16 protein-coding genes are annotated in these 19096 nt (G+C 72.6%); 3 read left to right on the top strand and 13 right to left on the bottom strand.

Annotated features, from left to right (window positions below):
• The first annotated feature begins 92 nt into the window (after window positions 1–92).
• Complete coding sequence (locus tag AB3M83_RS11290; RefSeq protein ID WP_412948134.1) at window positions 93–1424, top strand: hypothetical protein; 1332 nt, start codon at window positions 93–95, stop codon at window positions 1422–1424.
• On the top strand, window positions 1424–2254 hold the full coding sequence (locus AB3M83_RS11285) for a serine hydrolase domain-containing protein (protein WP_412948132.1): 831 nt from the start codon (window positions 1424–1426) through the stop codon (window positions 2252–2254). Before AB3M83_RS11290 ends, AB3M83_RS11285 begins: the two co-directional genes overlap by 1 nt.
• Before the next feature lie 61 nt (window positions 2255–2315).
• On the opposite strand, the gene hpf is transcribed toward AB3M83_RS11285, so the two are convergent.
• From hpf to AB3M83_RS11240, 9 genes are all read right to left on the bottom strand, one after another.
• On the bottom strand, window positions 2316–2978 hold the full coding sequence (gene hpf, locus AB3M83_RS11280; RefSeq protein ID WP_412948130.1) for a ribosome hibernation-promoting factor, HPF/YfiA family: 663 nt from the start codon (window positions 2976–2978) through the stop codon (window positions 2316–2318).
• Window positions 2979–3093: 115 nt separating this feature from the next.
• Window positions 3094–3729, bottom strand: coding sequence for a ComF family protein (locus AB3M83_RS11275; RefSeq protein WP_412948128.1), 636 nt, complete (start codon window positions 3727–3729; stop codon window positions 3094–3096).
• 90 nt (window positions 3730–3819) lie between these two features.
• Complete coding sequence (locus AB3M83_RS11270; RefSeq protein WP_412948127.1) at window positions 3820–5502, bottom strand: LpqB family beta-propeller domain-containing protein; 1683 nt, start codon at window positions 5500–5502, stop codon at window positions 3820–3822.
• Window positions 5499–7181 carry an MtrAB system histidine kinase MtrB gene (gene mtrB / locus AB3M83_RS11265; RefSeq protein ID WP_412948126.1) on the bottom strand — a complete coding sequence of 561 codons (1683 nt, stop codon included), beginning with the start codon at window positions 7179–7181 and terminating at the stop codon, window positions 5499–5501. Before mtrB ends, AB3M83_RS11270 begins: the two co-directional genes overlap by 4 nt.
• Before the next feature lie 22 nt (window positions 7182–7203).
• Complete coding sequence (gene mtrA / locus AB3M83_RS11260) at window positions 7204–7884, bottom strand: MtrAB system response regulator MtrA (RefSeq protein WP_412948125.1); 681 nt, start codon at window positions 7882–7884, stop codon at window positions 7204–7206.
• 122 nt (window positions 7885–8006) lie between these two features.
• The gene (gene katG, locus AB3M83_RS11255) at window positions 8007–10358 is read right to left on the bottom strand and encodes a catalase/peroxidase HPI (RefSeq protein ID WP_412948123.1); all 2352 of its coding nucleotides are present in this window, start codon (window positions 10356–10358) and stop codon (window positions 8007–8009) included.
• Window positions 10359–10426: 68 nt separating this feature from the next.
• Window positions 10427–10864 carry a Fur family transcriptional regulator gene (locus tag AB3M83_RS11250; RefSeq protein WP_412948122.1) on the bottom strand — a complete coding sequence of 146 codons (438 nt, stop codon included), beginning with the start codon at window positions 10862–10864 and terminating at the stop codon, window positions 10427–10429.
• 59 nt (window positions 10865–10923) lie between these two features.
• Window positions 10924–12381, bottom strand: coding sequence for an adenosylhomocysteinase (ahcY, locus tag AB3M83_RS11245; protein WP_412948120.1), 1458 nt, complete (start codon window positions 12379–12381; stop codon window positions 10924–10926).
• Between the two features lie 22 nt (window positions 12382–12403).
• The gene (locus AB3M83_RS11240) at window positions 12404–12610 is read right to left on the bottom strand and encodes a DUF3499 family protein (RefSeq protein ID WP_412948119.1); all 207 of its coding nucleotides are present in this window, start codon (window positions 12608–12610) and stop codon (window positions 12404–12406) included.
• 89 nt (window positions 12611–12699) lie between these two features.
• Here AB3M83_RS11240 and AB3M83_RS11235 point away from each other — a divergent pair, with 89 nt between their 5' ends.
• Window positions 12700–13122 (top strand): metallopeptidase family protein, encoded by a 423-nt coding sequence (locus AB3M83_RS11235; RefSeq protein WP_412948118.1) that lies wholly within the window; start codon window positions 12700–12702, stop codon window positions 13120–13122.
• Window positions 13123–13168: 46 nt separating this feature from the next.
• On the opposite strand, the gene AB3M83_RS11230 is transcribed toward AB3M83_RS11235, so the two are convergent.
• The 4 genes from AB3M83_RS11230 to manA form a co-directional block, all read right to left on the bottom strand.
• The gene (locus AB3M83_RS11230) at window positions 13169–14563 is read right to left on the bottom strand and encodes a DUF5719 family protein (RefSeq protein WP_412948116.1); all 1395 of its coding nucleotides are present in this window, start codon (window positions 14561–14563) and stop codon (window positions 13169–13171) included.
• Complete coding sequence (locus AB3M83_RS11225) at window positions 14560–17409, bottom strand: glycosyltransferase (protein ID WP_412948114.1); 2850 nt, start codon at window positions 17407–17409, stop codon at window positions 14560–14562. Before AB3M83_RS11225 ends, AB3M83_RS11230 begins: the two co-directional genes overlap by 4 nt.
• A gap of 65 nt (window positions 17410–17474) precedes the next feature.
• Window positions 17475–17795 carry a WhiB family transcriptional regulator gene (locus AB3M83_RS11220; RefSeq protein WP_412948112.1) on the bottom strand — a complete coding sequence of 107 codons (321 nt, stop codon included), beginning with the start codon at window positions 17793–17795 and terminating at the stop codon, window positions 17475–17477.
• 144 nt (window positions 17796–17939) lie between these two features.
• Entirely contained in the window at window positions 17940–19082 is a 1143-nt protein-coding gene (manA, locus tag AB3M83_RS11215; protein ID WP_412948110.1) for a mannose-6-phosphate isomerase, class I, read from the bottom strand.
• Window positions 19083–19096: the final 14 nt, after the last annotated feature.

Genomic DNA, 19096 nt, shown 5'->3' with positions numbered 1-19096 from the left:
GAACGCGCAGACATACCCCGTCATGTTATCCGGCCGTGACCTTCGCAGGTGCCGCACGGCTGCGCGAGTGTCTCGGCAAGTAGGATCGGCGCATGGCCGGTTTCTGGGGCAGACGCAAGCGCGAAGACGCGGAGATCGAGGCGCAGGACGCCGAACTGACGCGGAAGGCGGGGGCCGCGCTGGTCGCCGCCGACGAGCGCATGAGGGTCACCGACGATGAGCTCGCCTATGCCGAGATCGAGCTGGGCAGGGATGCCACCAAGGACCTGCGCGACGCGCTCGCCGCCGTCCGCCAGCACCTCGGCGAGGCGTTCCACCTGCACCAGCTCAACCACGACGAGATCCCCGACACCGCCGAGGAGCTCCGGACGCGGAACGCCCGCATCGTCCAGCTCTGCGACTGGGCCGAGGAGCTGCTCGGCGACCGCATGGAGTCCCTCGGCGAAGCGATCGCCCGCGCTCGTCGTGCGCCCGAGATCGTCGAGGGCATCCGACGCGACGTCGCCGCGATGAGCGAGCGGCTGCCGGCACTGCGGTCCACCCTCGAACGCCTCGCCACCCGGTACTCGGACGACGCCATGCGCACGGTGCTCGGCAACGCGGCCGAGGCGGAGCATCTGCTCGAGTTCGCCGTCCACAGCGCCGACGTCTCGGAGCGGCGGCGGGACGCCGGACACCGCGAGCAGGCGAATCTGGCGCTGGAGACCGCGATCGAGGCCTCCCGGCGCGCGGCGACACTGGTCGACGCCGTCGACACGTTCGAGATCGAGGCGCTGCGTGCGGAGTCGACGCTGTCCGCCATCGTCGAGGACTCCCGCGAGGACCTCGTCGCCGCCCAGCCCTTGCGCGCCACCCCGCAGGTCGGCGACGCCGCCGCGGAGCTCGAGGCGGCCCTCCGATCCCTGACCCCCGCGGGCAGCAAGCCCGATCCGTTCGCGGAGCTGAGCCGGCTGCGCACCGCCAACGCCGCCCTCGACGCGGCCGTCGCGAAGGCGCGTGAGCGTGCCGAGCGCCCGATCCCGTCCGAGGCGCACGTGCGGCATGCGATCGATGATGCGGACCGCCAGATCGGCGTCGCCCGCAGCGTGATCTCGGGGCACCGCGGCTGGATCGGGGCGGACCCCCGCACGCGCCTCGCCGAGGCGGAGCGCATCCGCGGCGACCTGATGGCCTTCGCGGGTCCCATCCCCGAGGACGACCGCGAGCGCGCCATGAACCTCGCCCGGCGAGCGGGTCAGCTCGCGGGGCAGGCGCTCGAGCTCGCGCAGCGGGACATCGACTCCTCCCGCCCGGACGACTGGAACCAGGGCGGCTACGGCGGCCCCCGAGGCGGCATGGGCGGCGGTATGGGCGGCGGCAACATGGTCGGCGGTCTCCTGGGCGGTCTCATGATCGGGGGCATCCTCGACGGCTTCCTCGACTGATGGCCGACCTCCGCTCCGCCCTCGGCGACGCCCGGCAGTGGCCCGTCCCGAACGTCTCGGTCGCCGTCGTCACGGCGGACGGCACGGTGGCGGCATCCGTCGGCGAACAGGACCGCACGTACCGGCTCGCGTCGGTGACGAAGCCGCTCAGCGCGTACGCGGTCCTCGTCGCCGTCGAGGAGGGCGCGCTCCGGCTGGACCAGCCCGCCGGCCCACCCGGCGCGACGGTCGAGCATCTGCTCGCCCATGCGGCGGGCTACGACTTCTCGTCCCGGGAGGTGCGCGCAGATCCCGGGACGCGCCGGCTGTACTCGAACACCGGATTCGAGGTGCTGGGCGAACTCCTCGAAGCCGAGACCGGCATCGCGTTCGCCGACTATGCCCGCGAGGCCGTGTTCGCCCCGCTGGGGATGACGGCGACGACGATCGGCGACTCGCCCGCGGCCGGCGGGTCCTCGACCGCCGCCGACCTCTCCCGCTTCGCCGCCGAACTGCAGGATCCGCGACTCCTCGACCGCACGACGCTGGCGACGGCGACAGCCGTCGTCTTCCCGGGGCTCCGCGGGGTGCTCCCCGGATTCGGCTCGCAGCGCGAGAACGACTGGGGTCTGGGCTTCGAGATCCGCGCCGCGAAGTCGCCGCACTGGACCGGGGCGGACAACTCCCCCGCGACCTTCGGCCATTTCGGCCAGTCCGGCACCTTCCTCTGGGTCGATCCGGCGGTGTCGGCCGCCGTCGTCGCCCTGACCGACCGCGCCTTCGGCGACTGGGCGGTGCAGGCGTGGCCGGCCTTCAGCGACGGCGTGATCGCGGCCCTGCGCGAGAGCTGAAGACCGGTCCGAGAACGACGGAAGGGCGGATGCCGTGGCATCCGCCCTTCTGCTCGTCCGGTCAGGAGGCGAGTTCCTCCATCGGAGCGGACGTCGTCGTGAGCGAGATCACGCCGTAGTCCCATCCCTTGCGCCGGTACACGACGCTCGGCTGGTCGGTGCGCGCGTCGATGAAGAGGAAGAAATCGTGGCCCACCAGCTCCATCCGGTCGACGGCGTCCTCGACGGTCATCCACTCGGCATCGAACTGCTTGGTGCGGATCACGACGGGCGTGTAGTCCTCTTCGTCCTCCGCGCCGCCGACGACGGGCATCTCACCGGTGGCGAGGGCGCGGATCACATCGGCGGATGCCGGCTCGACGTCGATTCCCTGGATGGTGCCGGTGCCCTTCTCGAGCTTGGCGCCGCGGGGATGGTTGCGTGCATCGACCCGCTTCTCCTTGGCCCGTCGTATCTGCTCGGTGAGCTTCGCGATCGCGAGGTCGAGGGCGGCGAACTTGTCCTCGTCGACGGCCTCCGCGCGGACGAGGGGCCCCTTCCCGGTCAGGGTGAGCTCCACCGTCTCATCCTCGCGCGCGCCGTTGTGGTACGTGCGATGCGTCACCTTGACATCGAGCCGTTGGGCTCGGGGAGCAAGGTGCTCGATGCGGGCCGACTTCTCTTCGACGACTGTCCGGAAGCGGTCGCTGACGCTCACTCCTACGCCGACGATACTGATGTCCATCGCTGACCTCCTTGTTCCGGTCCACCCGGTCAAGGGCGGACCTCGGTTCGCCTTCTTTCTCTCACGCTAGTCCGCACGTCACCCGATGTCACCTTCCGGCCACCGGAAATAAGGGTCAGGGGCGCCGCTTCGGCGTGGCGGCGACGGTCACCGCGCCGACCACGATCGCACCGGCGTCGCGGAGGGCCCGTGCGGCCTCGGTGAGGGTCGCGCCCGTGGTCACGACGTCGTCGACGATCACCACCCGGCGGCCTTCGGCGGGACGCGCGACCATCGCGCCGCGGACGTTGGCGGCGCGCTCGGACCGGCTCAGTCCGCGCTGGTCGCCTGCGCGCCGGGTCGGATCCAGCAGCCGCTCGGGCGGGTGCCCCGACCGACGCGCGAGGAGCTCGACGGCGGCGAAGCCGCGACGGCGCAGGGCCGCCCGGGACGTCGGCACGGCCACCGCCACCGCCTCCCCCGCCGGCCAGCAGCGCGCGAGCGCCTCGCCGAGCGGCCCCGCGAGGGCGGTCCGGCCGTCCTCTTTGAACGCCCGGATCACCCGTGCGGTCACACCCTCGAACCGCAGGGCGCTGGTCACCTCCAGCCCACCCGGCAGCGTCCGATGCTCCGGGACGGGGGCGAGGCTCGCGCGGCACGCCGGGCAGAGCATCACGTCGACCGCATCGCAGCCGGCGCACCAGGTCGGGAAGACCACGGCGAGCGCTTCGGCGAGCGCACCGCGGACGGCGGCGGATCGGGAACTCGTCATCCGACGATCGTCGACCGTCGCCGCCGCAGACGGTGGCGGGGAGGCGCAGCCGCGGACGGCGACGCCGGCCGTGCGCCTGGGGAGGAGCCGTCAGCGCGGCGTGCCCTGCTGGACGGCGAGGACCGTCACATCGGATGCCAGGAACTGCCACGATCCGCGCTGGACGAAGAGCCCGCCGTCGGCGGTGCGCAGACGCACGGTCCCGGACTGATTGCCGCCCGCGATCGCCACGACATCGTCGGGCGCGCGCACCTCGCTGCCCTCGCCGCCGATCGGCTGCTCGCGCATGACATGCTGCTCCCCGTCGGTCCAGACGAGGGCGAGGCGATCGGCGGCGAGCCACGTGAGCTCGACGCCCTCCCCCGACAGCGCACTGACGAGCACCGGCTCGCTGAGCGTCGTGGGGACGCCGTCCTCATCGCGGACGATGCCGGCGACCCACACCGCGGGCTGGGCGCCGTCGCGCACGAGAGCGGCCACCCGGGTGCCGTCGCGCGAGACGCGCATCGACGACACGCTGGTGGCTCCGGGCCAGCCGCCCTCGACCAGACGGGCCGAGCCGTCGGGACCGTAAGCCACCACCTCGGTCGGCACCCGCCCCGGCGACGTCCAGATGTGGCCGAACGGGTCGATGGACGGCGCCGTCATCCCGGCCCGGGTGTCGAGCGGGGTGACCGCGCCGCCGGCGCTCACGCGCAGGATGGCGCCCGTCGCGGTGCGGACGGCGGCGGTGGTCCGCTGCTCGTCCACCTCGATGGACTCGACCTCCTCGTCCAGCGACCCGAGTGCGGCGGACAGCTCGGGCAGCACGTCGACCTCGGAGCCGGACAGGAAGCCGAACTCGCCTTCGACGAGGACGAGCGGGCGCGCGTCGACGCGGTGCTCGCGGACGGTCACCGTCGGGACGTCGAGGACCTCATCGCCGACGAGCATCTGGACCTCGACGACTCGCGCGTCCGAGAGGCTCCTCTCGAGCTGGGTCTTCATGCGCGCGAGCGTCTCGGAACCGAGGTCGCGGGCGTTCGCGCTGAGCGACACCTGCGCGACACCGGCGTCCACCGGCACAGCCGGCTGCGTGAGCGACACGTCGCCCGGGAACGCGGTGCGGACGGACCTCGACAGCCAGGGGCTCGGCGAGCCCCCGACGATGGCCGCGGCGATGCGGGTCGCCGGGTTCGTGGCGGGGAACCACCGCAGATCGGGGACGAGCGAGTCCCAGCTCGGGTCGAAGTACGCGAGCGAGTAGCTGCGGAAGACCGTGCTGAACCCGTTCGCATCGAGGACGATGCCGTCGGGCGCTTCCGCGATGCGCCACTGGCCGTCCTGCTGGACGAGGCGGTACCGCATCGTGATCTCGCCCTCCCCGCTCGGCTCGTAGGCGCCGGTCTCGTCGACGCGGGCGACCGGCTGGACGGTGAGGACGACCTCATCCTCCCCCGCCACCTCGAAGGCCCGGTTCCCGGCCGCGTGGATCGTGACGCCCGCCTGCGGCTTCCACACCTCGCGGAACTCCGGGGTGAGGAAGTCCTGCGCCGTCTCCCAGTTGCCGCGGGGACCGGAGCCTGCCGCGACGAAGCCCTCCACGATCTGCTGCGGCGTGGCATCCGCGACGGGACCCGCCGGGACGAAGTCGAAATCGGGGAGCCGCTCGACCTCGTCGATGGCCCGTCCGACGTGCACGGGGCCGTCGACGGGAAGACCCGCGCACGCGGCGAGCGCGGCGGCCATGACCACGGCGGCCAGGGCGGTGATGATCGAGCGCAGCCGGGTCACAGCCGCTCCTCCCGGTCGGGCAGCGAGATGGGCTGGGTGAGACCGAGGTCCTCGAGACTGAGCGAGCCGTCGCGCGGCTCGACGTCGATGGGTGAGGCGCCGGTGAGATGATCGCCGAGGCGACGCGGCAGGGTCAGGACGAAATGCGAGCCGCGACCGGCCTCCGACCACACCGCGAGGGTGCCGCCGTGCAGGCGGGCATCGCCCAGCGCGATGGACAAGCCGAGTCCGGTGCCGCCGATCGTGCGCCGCCGGGAGGGGTCGGCACGCCAGAACCGGTCGAAGACGCGCTCCGCGTCGGTCGCGCTCATGCCCATGCCGAAATCGCGCACGCCGAGCGCGACGGCGCGCTGATCGCTGTCCACCGTGACGACGATCGGCCGGCCCTCGCCGTGCTCGATCGCGTTCCCGAGCAGGTTGCGCACGATGCGGCGCACCCGGCGCGGATCCATCTCGACGGGAGAATAGCCGCCCGGCGCGACGAGCCGCACGTCGGTGCCGTGCTGTTCGGCGAGCTGGCGCATGGACTCGATGACGTCCTCGGCGAGATGGGCGAGACTCGTCGCCTCGGCCTCGAGCTGGACGGAGCCGGCGTCGTACCTGCTGATCTCGAGGAGATCCGCCAGCAGGACCTCGAACCGCTGCACCTGCGCGTGCAGGAGCTCGGCCGCCCGTGCGGTCGACGGGTCGAACTCGTCGCGCTGGTCGTTGATCATGTCGGCGGCGAGCCGGATCGTCGTCAGCGGCGTCCGCAGCTCGTGCGACACGTCCGACACGAATCGCTGCTGCACCAGCGACAGCTCCGCGAGCTCCTTGATCTGCCCCTCGATGCTGTCCGCCATCGCGTTGAACGATCGTCCCAGCGTCGCGAACTCGTCCTCACCGCGAACGGGAAGCCGGACGCCGAGGTCACCGGAGGCCAGTTTGGCGCTGGTCTCCGCGGCCTGCGCGATCGGGACCGTGACCGAGCGCAGCACGAACAGCGAGATGGCGCCGATGAGCACCAGGAGCGCGATGCCGACGACCCACAGGGTCACCTGGACGAACTGCAGCGTCTGAGCCTCGGATCCGAGGTCGTAGGCGAAGTACAGCTCGTACGCCCCCGCCTCGGGGAGCAGGAGCTGCTGACCGACGATGATCCCGGGCGTCCGGCCGCCGTCGTCGTCGGGAAGCGCGATCGACTGCCACCACTGGCGGTCGGCGGCCAGTCGCACACTCTCGCGCAGCTCGCTGCTGATCATGCTCGCGGTGAGTCCGCCGCCCTCGAACCCCTGCGGGGCGATCGCGGACGGCTGGTCGTCGATCCGGAACACCGCCAGCATCGTCGTCCCCGCCTGGCGCGAGAGGATCTCGCGGCGCACCTCGTCCATGAGCACCTGCAGCGCGACGACGTCCCCCTCGATGACGGCGGCGTCGAACGTGGTCTGCGCGGACTGCGTCGCACGCGCCGCCGATGACTGCACCTGCTCGGCGCGCGACTCGTACAGATCGTTCAGGATCGCGAGGGCCATCCAGACGAGCGCCACCACGATCGTGAGCGCGGTGAGCGTCAGGGTCGCCGACAGCGTGCGGAACCGCAGCGATCGCCGCCAGGCGTACGGGATGCGACGGCCCCAGGAGCGCCAGTCCCGCCAGCCGGGGACGACGGTGTGCGTGCCGGTCCGCGCCGTCACGGACATGACCGCCGCCCGCCCGTCCCGGTCACACGGCGGCGCCGGCGCGGTAGCCCACTCCGCGCACCGTCGTCACGATCTGCGGGTTGTCGGGGTCGCGCTCGACCTTCGCGCGGAGGCGCTGCACGTGCACGTTCACGAGGCGCGTGTCCGCCTTGTAGTGGTAGCCCCACACCTGCTCGAGCAGCATCTCCCGGGTGAAGACCTGCTGCGGCTTCGAGGCGAGGGCGACGAGCAGCTCGAACTCGAGCGGCGTGAGGGCGATCGGGCCGTCGCCGCGCCGGACCTCGTGCGCCGCGACGTCGACGCTCAGATCGCCGATCCGGAGAGTCTCGACCGGCGCGGCCGCAGCGGGTCGCAGGCGGGTGCGGATGCGGGCGACGAGCTCCTTCGGGTTGAAGGGCTTCACGATGTAGTCGTCGGCGCCGGACTCGAGCCCTCGCACGACGTCGGCGGTGTCGGTGCGCGCCGTGAGCATGATGATCGGCACGCCCGACTCGGCCCGGATCTGATCGCAGACCTCGATGCCGTCGAGGCCGGGCAGCATCAGGTCCAGCAGGATCAGGTCGGGACGCTCGGTGCGCCAGCTGTCGACGGCGGCGGCGCCGTCGGCGCAGAACGCCACGTCGAACCCCTCGGTGCGCAGCACGATGCCGATCATCTCGGCGAGGGCGGTGTCATCGTCGACAACCAGGATGCGGGATGTCATGGGCCGATCTGTCCTTCGGGTATGGCGGACCTCCGCCGTCGGGTGATCCCACAGTATCCGACCGGGAACGCGGAAGGCCCGCACCCCATGCGGGGCGCGGGCCTTCCGGGCGATCTCGGGGATCAGGCGTGCAGGTCGAACCGGTCCAGCTCGGTGACCTTCGTCCACGCGGCGACGAAGTCGCGCACGAACTTCTCCGCGGCGTCGTCGGAGGCGTACACCTCGGCGAGCGCGCGCAGCTCGGAGTTCGAGCTGAACAGCAGGTCGGCCCGGGTGCCGATGCCGATCTCCGACCCGTCTGCGGCCACGCCGCGGTACGCGTGCGCACCCGGGTCGATCGCCTTCCAGGTCGCGCCGAGGTCGAGCAGCGTGACGAACACGTCGTTCGTCAGCACGCCGGGACGGTCGGTGAACACGCCGTACGGGGAGCCGTCCCAGGTGGCACCGAGCGCACGGAGCCCGCCGACGAGCACGGTCATCTCGGGCGCACTCAGGGTCAGCAGGTTGGCCTTGTCGACCAGGTGGTGCTCCGCGGGCAGGACGGCGTTCGGACCGTAGTAGTTGCGGAACCCGTCGGCGGCCGGCTCGAGGTGGTCGAACGAACGGACGTCGGTCTGCTCCTGCGTGGCGTCGGTGCGGCCCGGCGTGAACGGAACGGTGATCTCCACCCCGCCGTCCGCGGCGGCCTTCTCGATCCCGGCGTTGCCGGCGAGCACGATCAGGTCGGCGAGGGACACCTTCTTGCCGTCGGTGCGGCCCTCGTGGAACGCCGCCTGGAGGGCTTCCAGCGCGCCGAGCACCTTCTGCAGCTGGGCGGGGTTGTTGACCTCCCAGTCCTTCTGCGGGGCGAGACGGATGCGGGCGCCGTTGACGCCGCCGCGCTTGTCGCTGCCGCGGAAGGTGGAGGCCGCCGCCCACGTCGTGCCGACGAGCTCGCCCACGCCGAGGTCGGTCGCGAGGATCTGCTGCTTGAGCGCGGCGGCATCCGCGTCGTCGATCAGGACGTGGTCCACGGCGGGCACCGGGTCCTGCCAGATCAGCTCCTCCTGCGGGACCTCGGGTCCGAGGTACCGCGCGATGGGACCCATGTCGCGATGCGTCAGCTTGAACCAGGCGCGGGCGAAGGCGTCGCCGAACGCCACCGGGTCGTCCTTGAACCTCCGCGACACCTTGTCGTAGTCGGGGTCGACGCGCAGGGCCAGGTCGCTCGTGAGCATGCGGGGCTCGCGACGGCCCTCGGAGTGCGCGAGCGGCACCATGTCGGCGCCCATGCCGTGCTTGGGGCGCCACTGGTGGGCACCGGCCGGGCTCTCCATCAGCTCCCACTCGTACGCGTAGAGGATGTGGAAGAACTCGTTGTCCCAGCGCGTCGGGTGGTAGGTCCAGGTGACCTCGAGGCCCGACGTGATGGTGTCGTCGCCCTTGCCCGTGGCGTTGTTGTTCTTCCAGCCGAGGCCCTGCATCTCGAGACCGGCCGCCTCGGGGTTGCCCTCGAGGTGGGTGTCGGGCGCGGCGCCGTGGGTCTTGCCGAAGGTGTGCCCGCCGGCGATGAGCGCGACGGTCTCCTCGTCGTTCATGCCCATGCGCCCGAACGTCTCGCGGATGTCGTGGGCGGAGGCCAGCGGGTCCGGGTTGCCGTTGGGCCCCTCCGGGTTCACGTAGATGAGGCCCATCTGGACGGCGGCCAGCGGCTTCTCGAGGGTGCGCTCACCCGTGTAGCGCTCGTCGCCGAGCCAGGTCGTCTCGGGGCCCCAGTACACGTCGTCGTCCGGCTCCCACACGTCGGGGCGGCCGCCGGCGTAGCCGAAGGTCGAGAAGCCCATGGTCTCGAGCGCGACGTTGCCGGCGAGGATCATCAGATCGCCCCAGGAGAGGGACTGGCCGTACTTCTTCTTGATCGGCCAGAGGAGCCGGCGGGCCTTGTCGAGATTGACGTTGTCGGGCCAGCTGTTCAGCGGGGCGAAGCGCTGCTGGCCGGTGCCGCCACCGCCGCGACCGTCGGTCGCGCGGTAGGTGCCGGCGGAGTGCCAGGCCATGCGGATCATGAGGGGGCCGTAGTTGCCGAAGTCGGCGGGCCACCAGTCCTGCGACGTGGTCAGCACGCCGGCGATGTCCGACTTCACGGCGGCGAGGTCGAGTGTCTCGAAGGCGGCCTTGTAGTCGAAGTCCTCCCCGACGGGGTTGCCGACGGCGGGGTTCTTCTTGAGGATCCGGAGGTTCAGCTGGTTCGGCCACCAGACCTGGTTCGCGGTGCCGACCGTCGGGTGCGGCTGCGCGCCCGAGTTGCGGCGGTCGGCGCCGGGAACGGCGTGGAAGACCGGGCAGCCCTCGGCGTCGTTCGACGTCTCGTTCGACCGCGGACGGGTCTCGCCGTCCTCCCGCTGGTCCTCGGGGGTGTCGATCGGCGTGACGGCCTGGTCGATGTCGGTCACGTCGGCGCCGATGGGCTCGACCTGAGGGTCCTGGTCGCTCATGGGGGTCCTTTCGTTGGGCGTTCGGGTCGGAAGAGAAGGGGGGGGGAAGGAGAAGCGGATGCCGCTGGTCAGGCGGCGGGGACGGCCGCCGCGCACGCGCCGCAGACCCCCCAGTACGTGACCTCCGCGGTGTCGACGCGGAAGCCGTGGTCGTTCGAGGGGTGCAGGCAGGGCGCCTGCCCGACGGCGCAGTCGACATCCTGGACGGCGCCGCACTGCGTGCAGATCAGGTGGTGGTGGTTGTCGTCCACGCGCAGCTCGAACAGCATCGGCTGACCGGCCGGCTCGATGCGGCGCACCAGACCGGCGTCGGCGAAATCGCTCAGCGCGTTGTACACGGACTGCTTGTTGGCGCGCGGGAGCGCCGGCGCGACATCCGCGTAGACGGCATCGGCGCTGGCGTGCGGACGCACCGCGAGCGCACCCAGGACGGCCACCCGCGAGTCCGTCACGCGGAGACCGGCGCCCCGCAGCAGGGCGGCGGGCTCGGGGAGGGCATCGGGCATACCCCGAGCCTACTTCTTTTACTTGATCAAATCAAAGCAGCCGCGCCGCCCGGCGGGGCTCAGTAGCGGTAGTGCTCCAGCTTGTACGGGCCGTCGACCGGGACGCCGATGTACGTCGCCTGCTCCTCGGTCAGCTGCGTGAGCTGCACGCCGAGGGCGGGAAGATGCAGCCGGGCGACCTTCTCGTCGAGCGCCTTCGGCAGGACGTACACACCCGTCGGGTACTGGTCGGCCTTGGTGTGCAGCTCGATCTGGGCCAGCACCTGGTTCGTGAACGAGGCGCTCATGACGAAGGAGGGGTGCCCGGTCGCGTTCCCGAGGTTGAGCAGACGCCCTTCCGACAGGACCAGGATGCTGCGCCCGTGCGGAAGCCGGTACTCGTGGACCTGGGGCTTGATCTCGATCTTCTCGACGCCGGGGACCGCTTCCAGTCCCGCCATGTCGATCTCGTCGTCGAAGTGCCCGACGTTCCCGACGATCGCGAGGTGCTTGAGGCTCAGCAGATGGTCGACGGTGACGACGCGGGTGTTGCCGGTGCCGGTGATGACGATGTCCACCTGGTCCGCGACGTCCTCGAGCCGGGCCACCTGGTAGCCGTCCATCGCGGCCTGCAGGGCGCAGATCGGGTCGACCTCGCTCACGATGACGCGGGCTCCCTGGCCCCGGAGCGCCTCGGCGGCTCCCTTGCCGACGTCGCCGTAGCCGACCACGAAGGCGACCTTCCCGCCCATCAGGACGTCGGTGGCGCGGTTGATGCCATCGGGCAGCGAGTGGCGGATGCCGTACTTGTTGTCGAACTTCGACTTCGTGACGGAGTCGTTCACGTTGATGCCGGGGAACAGCAGCTTCCCCGCGGCGTGCAGCTCGTAGAGCCGGTGCACACCCGTCGTGGTCTCCTCGGTGACCCCGCGCAGGCCCGCGGCGATGCGGGTGAAGCGCTGCGGATCGCGGGCGATGCTCGCGCGCAGCGTCTCGAGGACGATGCGGTACTCGGCGGAGTCCGTCTCGGTGGCCTCCGGCACGGCGCCTGCCGCTTCGAACTCGGCGCCCTTATGCACCAGCAGGGTGGCGTCGCCGCCGTCGTCGAGGATCAGGTTGGGGCCGTCGAAGCCCTCCGCCGACCAGTCGAAGATGCGGTCCGCGAGCTGCCAGTACTCGGCGAGGGTCTCCCCCTTGAACGCGAAGACGGGGACGCCGGCGGGCTCCTCGACGGTGCCGTGCGGACCGACCACGACAGCGGCGGCGGCCTCGTCTTGGGTCGAGAAGATGTTGCAGCTCGCCCAGCGGACCTGAGCGCCGAGCGCCACGAGGGTCTCGATCAGGACGGCGGTCTGCACCGTCATGTGCAGCGATCCGGCGATGCGCGCGCCGGCGAGGGGCTGCGAGGGGCCGTACTCCTCACGGAGCGCCATGAGTCCCGGCATCTCGTTCTCGGCGAGGCGGAGCTGGTGGCGGCCGGCTGCCGCGAGGGACAGATCGGCGACGACGGAGTCGAGGGTCTTCACAGGGGTCGGCATCCGACCATTCTCCCATGCGAACTCAGACGCGGAGCGTCTCGTGACGCACGACCACCCATCCCTTCGGAACCGACATGCGGTCGGTGTGGATCGCGCACAGGTCGTGGGCGTGAGGATCGTCGCCCGCGCCGAGCGGGCCGAGCACGGCCATCTGATCGCCGTAGTCGTACGTCAGGGTCGTCACGGCCTCACGGGCGCAGCCCACTTTGGAGCAGAGTCGTTCGAGCATCGTCCCCACGGTAGGCGTCGGATCCTGCGACCGGGGGATGCCGCGCCGCAGGCGACCTAGGATGGCTTCATGACCGAGACGGTCCGACCATGAGGCGGCGCCCCCGGGCGTCGGCGCGTCCCGACCGCCACGGCCGGCACGGCCGGGTCGACCGCAGTCCGGTCGTCCGCCCGCCCCTGCCGGCGATCGAGACCCGCGCCGAGAAGTTCGACCTCACCGTCAGCACCGCCGTCGAGTTCCTGCGCAGCGCCTGGCCGGAGCTGCGGGAGGTGCGCTTCGACGTCGCGTGGATGCCCGCCGCCGCCGACGAGGACGGCATCCCCCGCTGGGCCGTCTTCACCGAGCAGAAGCGGATCATCCTGTTCCGCCTGCCGATCGAGCGGCTTGCGCACCTCCACCGCAACGACGACCTGCACCGCCGGATGATGGTGGAGAGCTGCGTCTTCCGGGCGGCGGCCGAGTACCTCGACCGGGATCCGTGGGATCTCGGCCCCGACCGCTTCCACTTCTGAGCGGCGCCGCCGCCGGCAGCGGCGCGTGAGGAGTCGACGGTGGGAGTCAGCGCGGCCGGACGACGACCGGGGCGGCTGCCGCATCGGCGGGCACGACGGGGTAGGCCGCCAGAGCACCCTCCCCCGCGTAGGTGATGTTCGCGCGGACGGCCCCCTCGCCGGGGTCGAGCCGGTAGACGGCGCCGGCCCGGAGGTCGATCGTCACCGTCCGTCCGGCCGGCACCTCGATCTCCGACGCGTCGCCGGCCCCGGCATCCGCCGTCAGGGTCACGGTGCGGTCGGCCTCGGGGTCGCCGCTGACGGCGAGCCGCGCCGCGGGGCCGGCCGCGACGGCGAACAGGCTGGCGACGTCGATCTCCTCCGACGCGGGGTACCACGCGAAGTCCGAGCCGGGACCGACGCCGCTCGCCTCCCACAGCCCGGCGACGACGGGCGCATCCGATGCGATGTCGACGCGGTAGAGCCCCGCGGGGAGCGGATCGAGCTCGACCTCGAGCGGGGTGCCGGCCGCGAGGTCGAGGTCCGGTGCGGTGAAGACGGGCGTGTCGGCGCCGACGGCCGTGACGGCGACGTCCGCCGTGGCGTGGTCGGAGGGAGCGAGCACCCGGACGGTCGCATCGAGGGCCGATTCCTCGCCGGCGACGGCACGGAACGCGGGGATGACCTGGCGGAGGGCCGGCGCGGACGTCGCGCCGGTCTGGTCGAGTCCGCCGGGCACGAGGGTGCGGGTGATCGACGACTGCAGGGTCGCCTGGACGGGCGCCTGGGTCGCCGAGACGAGGACGACGGGGCTCTGCTCTCCCAGGGCGAGCCCGGCCAGCGGCACGACCCGCTGCGTTCCGGGCGGAACGAGGATGCCCGCGCCGGCGTCGGGAGCGGAGCGGCCCTCGACGCCGAAGACCGTGAGGTCCACCTGCGCCGCCACGTCTCCCGGGTTCGCGAGGACGACGAGGTCCGCGGCGCCGGTGAGGCCGCTGCCGGCGACCAGCCACGACTCCATCGCCGGCGGTGTGCAGGCGGTGGCCGCGAAGCCGGCCAGGTCGGGGTCGTCGACGACGGCGGATCCCGCCGCGGCGAGATCGGTCCGGGTGCGGTCGACGGGTGCGGCGGAGAACGACGCGGCCGGCGGACCGCCCGGCACGTCGGCGGAGACCATGTCGGCGGCCTCGGGTTCGTCCGCGCCCGGCGTCGCGGCGACGACGACCCGCTGCTCGGCCGCGGGCGTCAGCGCGGACACGTCCTCGATGTCCCGTCCCAGCGCGAGGACCGGGCCGCTGCAGGCCAGGATCGACGTCGAGGCCTCGGGCGCGGCCGTCACCGAGAGGAGCCCGCGGTCCACGGTGGGCAGGGTCATCGGCGCCGCCAGGACGACGCCCGCGACGAACGCGGCGCTCACGACCGTCCCGAGGACGACCCGCACACGGGCAGGGAGAGTTCTCATGACGCCCTCCTCGAGCCGATGACGTGGGGGTGGCGTCGGGCTTCGCGCAGACTCGTCCGGGTGGGGACCGCCAGCAGGATCGCGATCGCGACCGCTCCGAGCTGGAGCAGGGCGATGCGCCCGGTCAGCGGCCCGGCCGACTCGTCGCTGCTGCGTTCGGCGATGTCCCCGTCCACGCCCCACAGCACGCCGCGGGCGGTGGTTCCCACGCTGACGAGATCGTCGCGCTGATTCAGCACGTTCTGCGCGCCGAGCCGCGCGGCCCTTGCCACGTCGCTCTCGTCGCGGTCCTCTTCGATCAGCACGTACGCGATGCCGTGCGACGCGAGATCGCGAACGACGCCGCCCGATGCCGAGGTGACGAGATCCGCCGTGGCGCGGGCGAGCTCGCGATCACCGGCGGAGAGTGCGGTGCGCGTGGACCGCAGGGTCGTCTGCCCACCGAGGGTCTCGCTCGCGCCCCACACGACGGATGCCGCGAACCCGGCGTCCTGCTGAGCGGTGAGCACCAGCGTCGCGGTCTGCTCCCCCTCGCGCTCGCTCTCGCTCCCGGCCGTCTTGACGTAGGCGGGCAGGGTGCTGGCGGGGCCGTTGGTGAGCGCCGCCTCCCCGCGCACCGGCGCCGTCAGGGCCGGGACGGAGCCGACGGCGAGGAAGGCGATCACGACGGCGGCGGCGACGGGGGCGACCGCGCCCGGCAGCGTGCCGGCGCGGCGGGAACCGTCGAGCCCTGCCACCGCGGCGGTCAGCAGACCCGCCCAGGCGAGGCTGAGCGCGACACCGGGCCAGAGGGACGTCGGCCCGGTCATCCCGACGGCGACGGAGACGCCGGACACGAGGAAAGCGGTCCCGATTCCGGTGGCCGCGGCCAGCAGACCGAGGCTGGCGGGCACCAGGCGTCCCACCACCGGCCCGGCGAGGGCGAGGAGGACGAGCGGCGCCGGGAACACGAGGACCCACCACCCGGTCGTCTCGGCACCGGCGAACGTCGTCCACCCCGCCGCATCGGCGGTCGGATACCCGAAGACCATGAGCACCCGGTCGAGCAGGTCGCCGCCGAACGCGGGCGACCAGACGGTGCGGCCGGGGTCGGCCAGCAGGCCGAGGGCGTTGCCGTCGGCGATCTGCCGCCAGGCCAGCGGCGCGAACATCGCGACGGACGGGACGACGATCCAGGCCACCCGGCCTACGCCGCGGCCGCGACGGAACGCGAGGATCAGCACGATCGCGACCAGCCACAGCAGCACCGCCGCCGGGGCCAGGGACGGGGAGCACGCCAGCAGGACCACGAGCAGCAGAGAGGCGATCCCCGCGCTGCTCCACGAGCGTCGCGCTGCGGCAGCCGTGTAGAACAGCCACGGCACGACGAGGTGGGCGAGCATCGCGGCGGGCCGGCCCTCGATGAGAGCGACGAGGAATGTCGGGGCGACCGCCCAGCCGAAGGCCGCGGCGGCGCGCAGCACGGGCCGCTCGGTCAGGCGCGTGGCGGCGAACCAGCCCGCGAGGGCGGCGAGCGGGAGCGCCAGCACCCACAGGATGACGAGGGCGCGTGACGGCGCCAGCGGCGACAGGCTGCCGATCAGCGCGACCACCGCGGCGAAGGGGTCGGCCGGGCCGGTGGTGTCCCAGCCCAGCGCCCGCGGGCCGTACGCGGCATCCGTCCACAGCGCGAGGACGCCCGTCCGAAGCGGGAGGAGGGCACCGCCGCCGAGAGACGGCCACGCGAGCAGCGAGGCGAAGGCGAGCAGCGAGGTGGCGAGCGCGCCGAGCACGACCCACGCCCCTCCCCCGCTGAAGAAGCGCAGGTCGCTGCGCGGCGCCGCGCCGGGACCGTCGTCGTCGAGACGGTGCCGCAGGTCTCGCCGGTCGATCCGGAGGGCCGCCAGCTGCTGCCAGGAGGATCGCCGGGTCCGCCGGATGCGGCGACGCGCGCGGATGACGGACGGGATCCGCAGCATCACCGTGGCGGCGGCGGCCCACTCCGGACCGATGCGACCGGGCTGCTTCGCGACGAGGTGCCCGAGCGAGCGCCAGAGCGCCAGAGGGAGCAGAGTGAGCCAGTGCAGCACGGCCGCGAACGCCGGAGCGTAGACGAGTCGACGGTGGAGCTGTGCGGTCCGCTCGGCGTACGACCTGCGGCCCCGCGCGACGGCGGTGCGGCCGGCCGGGGCTCCGGCGACGCCGTCTCCGGCGACGGCGACCAGGGCTGTCGGGGTGAGGGCGACGCGTCCGCCCGCGAGATGGGCGCGGATGCCGAGGTCCAGTCCCTCATCGGCGCCCGCGAGTGCGGGGTCGATGCCCGCGAGCCCCGTCCACACCTGCGCCCGCACGAGCATGCCGCGGACGTCGGCGCCGAGGACGTCGTCGCGCGCATCGTGCTGTCCCTGGTCGAGCTCGCCGTCGGCGAGCCCGATGGTCCGGCCCGTGCGGGTCATCGTCACGCCGAGCGAGACGATCTGCGCGGGGTCGTCCCACGCGACGAGCTTGGGAGCGGCGAGCGCGACGGACGGAGCCGTCTCGAGCGCGCCGGCCAGCCGCGCCAGAGCGTCGGGTGCGGGTGCGGTGTCCTGCGCGAGAAGCCAGACCGCGTCGCCGACGAGGCGGTGGCTCGCCAGCCGCAGCGCGTCGGCGAAGCTCGTTCCGCGTCCCGCGACGATCACGGCTTCGGCGCCGGACTCGGATGCCAGCTGGCGCAGACGGTCGTCGGGGCCGCAGAGGACGACGGTCAGGACGTCGGCGCGGCGCGTCTGGGCGGCGAGCGCGCGCAGAGTGCGGCTCAGGTGGAGGTCCGTGCGGTCGCGCCCGGACGGGCGCACGACCAGCAGCGCGTGTACTCGGGCGGGCATGACGTCGTCAGCCTAGGCGGCCGATCCCGAGATCTCGGGATCGCGTCCGGGGTGGCGCGATCCGGTCAGGACGCGCGGCGCTTGAGCTTGCGACGCTCGCGCTCGCTGAGACCGCCCCAGATGCCGAAGCGCTCGTCGTTCTGCAGCGCGTACTCCAGGCATTCGCCGCGGACGTCGCAGGAGGTGCAGATCCGCTTCGCGTCGCGGGTGGACCCGCCCTTCTCGGGGAAGAACGCTTCAGGATCGGTCTGCGCGCACAGCGCGTCGGCCTGCCACGCGAGGGCCGTGTGCTCATCGGTCTCAGCGGGCCGGCGGACGCCGGGGACCCCGAGGTTGACCGGATCGACGAACCAATTCTCGGGAACGCCGGAACGGTAACCCGTCATCTTGCTCTCCCACCTGTAGACCCTGCCGCGGTGCGGCGTGTGCCTTAAATTACACCCGTGTGATTCGCTCCGGTCAAGTCGCAGATCGTAAAGCCTCAACCGGTGATTGAACCTTCTTTGCGTTTTCCCGGCGTGTCGCGGGGGTCAGGCGGGGGCGCCGGGCTGGGCCAGGTAGACGGTCCCGATGCCGGCGAGGTCGACGGCGGACTCGTCGGCGGCGTAGGCGGCGGTCCCGGCGCGGAGGCGGACCTCGGCGGATGCCGCGCTGACGAGGACCTCCCCGTCGGTCGCGAGGACGATCGTCGGCCCGGAGAGGGCGACCCGGCGTTCGCGCCCGTCGAGGGTCACCCGGATCAGCCGGAAGTCGGGAACGCCGACGTCGAAGACCTCGAGACCGCCCTCGCCCACGGGCTCGACCAGCGGCGCCGGCCCCGGCCTGGTGTCGACGACCCGCATGAGCTCGGGGACGTCGATGTGCTTGGGCGTGAGGCCGCCGCGCAGCACGTTGTCGCTGGCGGCCATCAGTTCGACGCCGAGCCCGTCCTGGTAGGCGTGCAGCACGCCGGCGGGGGCGAACGCCGCCTGCCCGGGTCGGAGGACGACCAGGTTCATGAGGAGGGCGACGACGAGGCCCGGGTCACCGGGGAAGTCCCGGGCGATCGCCCGGAGGACGTCCACCTCCTGGGCGAACTCCGCACTGCCCGCATCCGTCAGCGCAGCGGACACGTCGGCGACGATGGCGGCGGAGCGGCCGGAGAGCGCGTCCTCGATCACCGCGCGCAGCGCTGCGGACTCGTCCTCTCCGGCGAGCGCGGCGGCGAGGGCGGCGATGCCGGGGCGGTCGCCGAGCTCCGCCAGGAGCGCGCGGGTCCGCTCGAGGGGCCGGAGTCCGACGAGGGCGCGGAACGGGTCGCTCAGCGCGACGATGATCTCGGGCTTGTGGTTGTCGTCCCGGTAGGTGCGTTCGCCGGCGTTCCGCGGGATCCCCGCCGATTCCTCCCGGGCGAAACCTGCCCGCGCCTGCGCCGCGGACGGGTGCGCCTGGATCGACAGGGATGCCGATGCCGCGAGGATCTTGAGCAGATAGGGAAGCGGCGGCAGCCCGGAGTCCGCCCGCACCCGGGTCAGCGTGCGACCGTCCGGGACCGTGGCGGGGCTGCCGGGGTGATCGCCGAACCAGACCTCGGCCTCGGGTTCGCCGGTCGGCTCCCGGCCCTGCAGAGCGGGAATGAGCGAGGCCGACCCCCAGGAATAGTCCCGCGGCGCGTTCGAGAGCATCTCCAGCACCCCATCAGCCTAAG

It is taken from the genome of Microbacterium pasadenense, from assembly GCF_047246565.1.
GTDB lineage: Bacteria > Actinomycetota > Actinomycetes > Actinomycetales > Microbacteriaceae > Microbacterium.
Note: the sequence above shows the minus strand (reverse complement) of the source record. Positions and strands in the feature narration are given on the sequence as shown.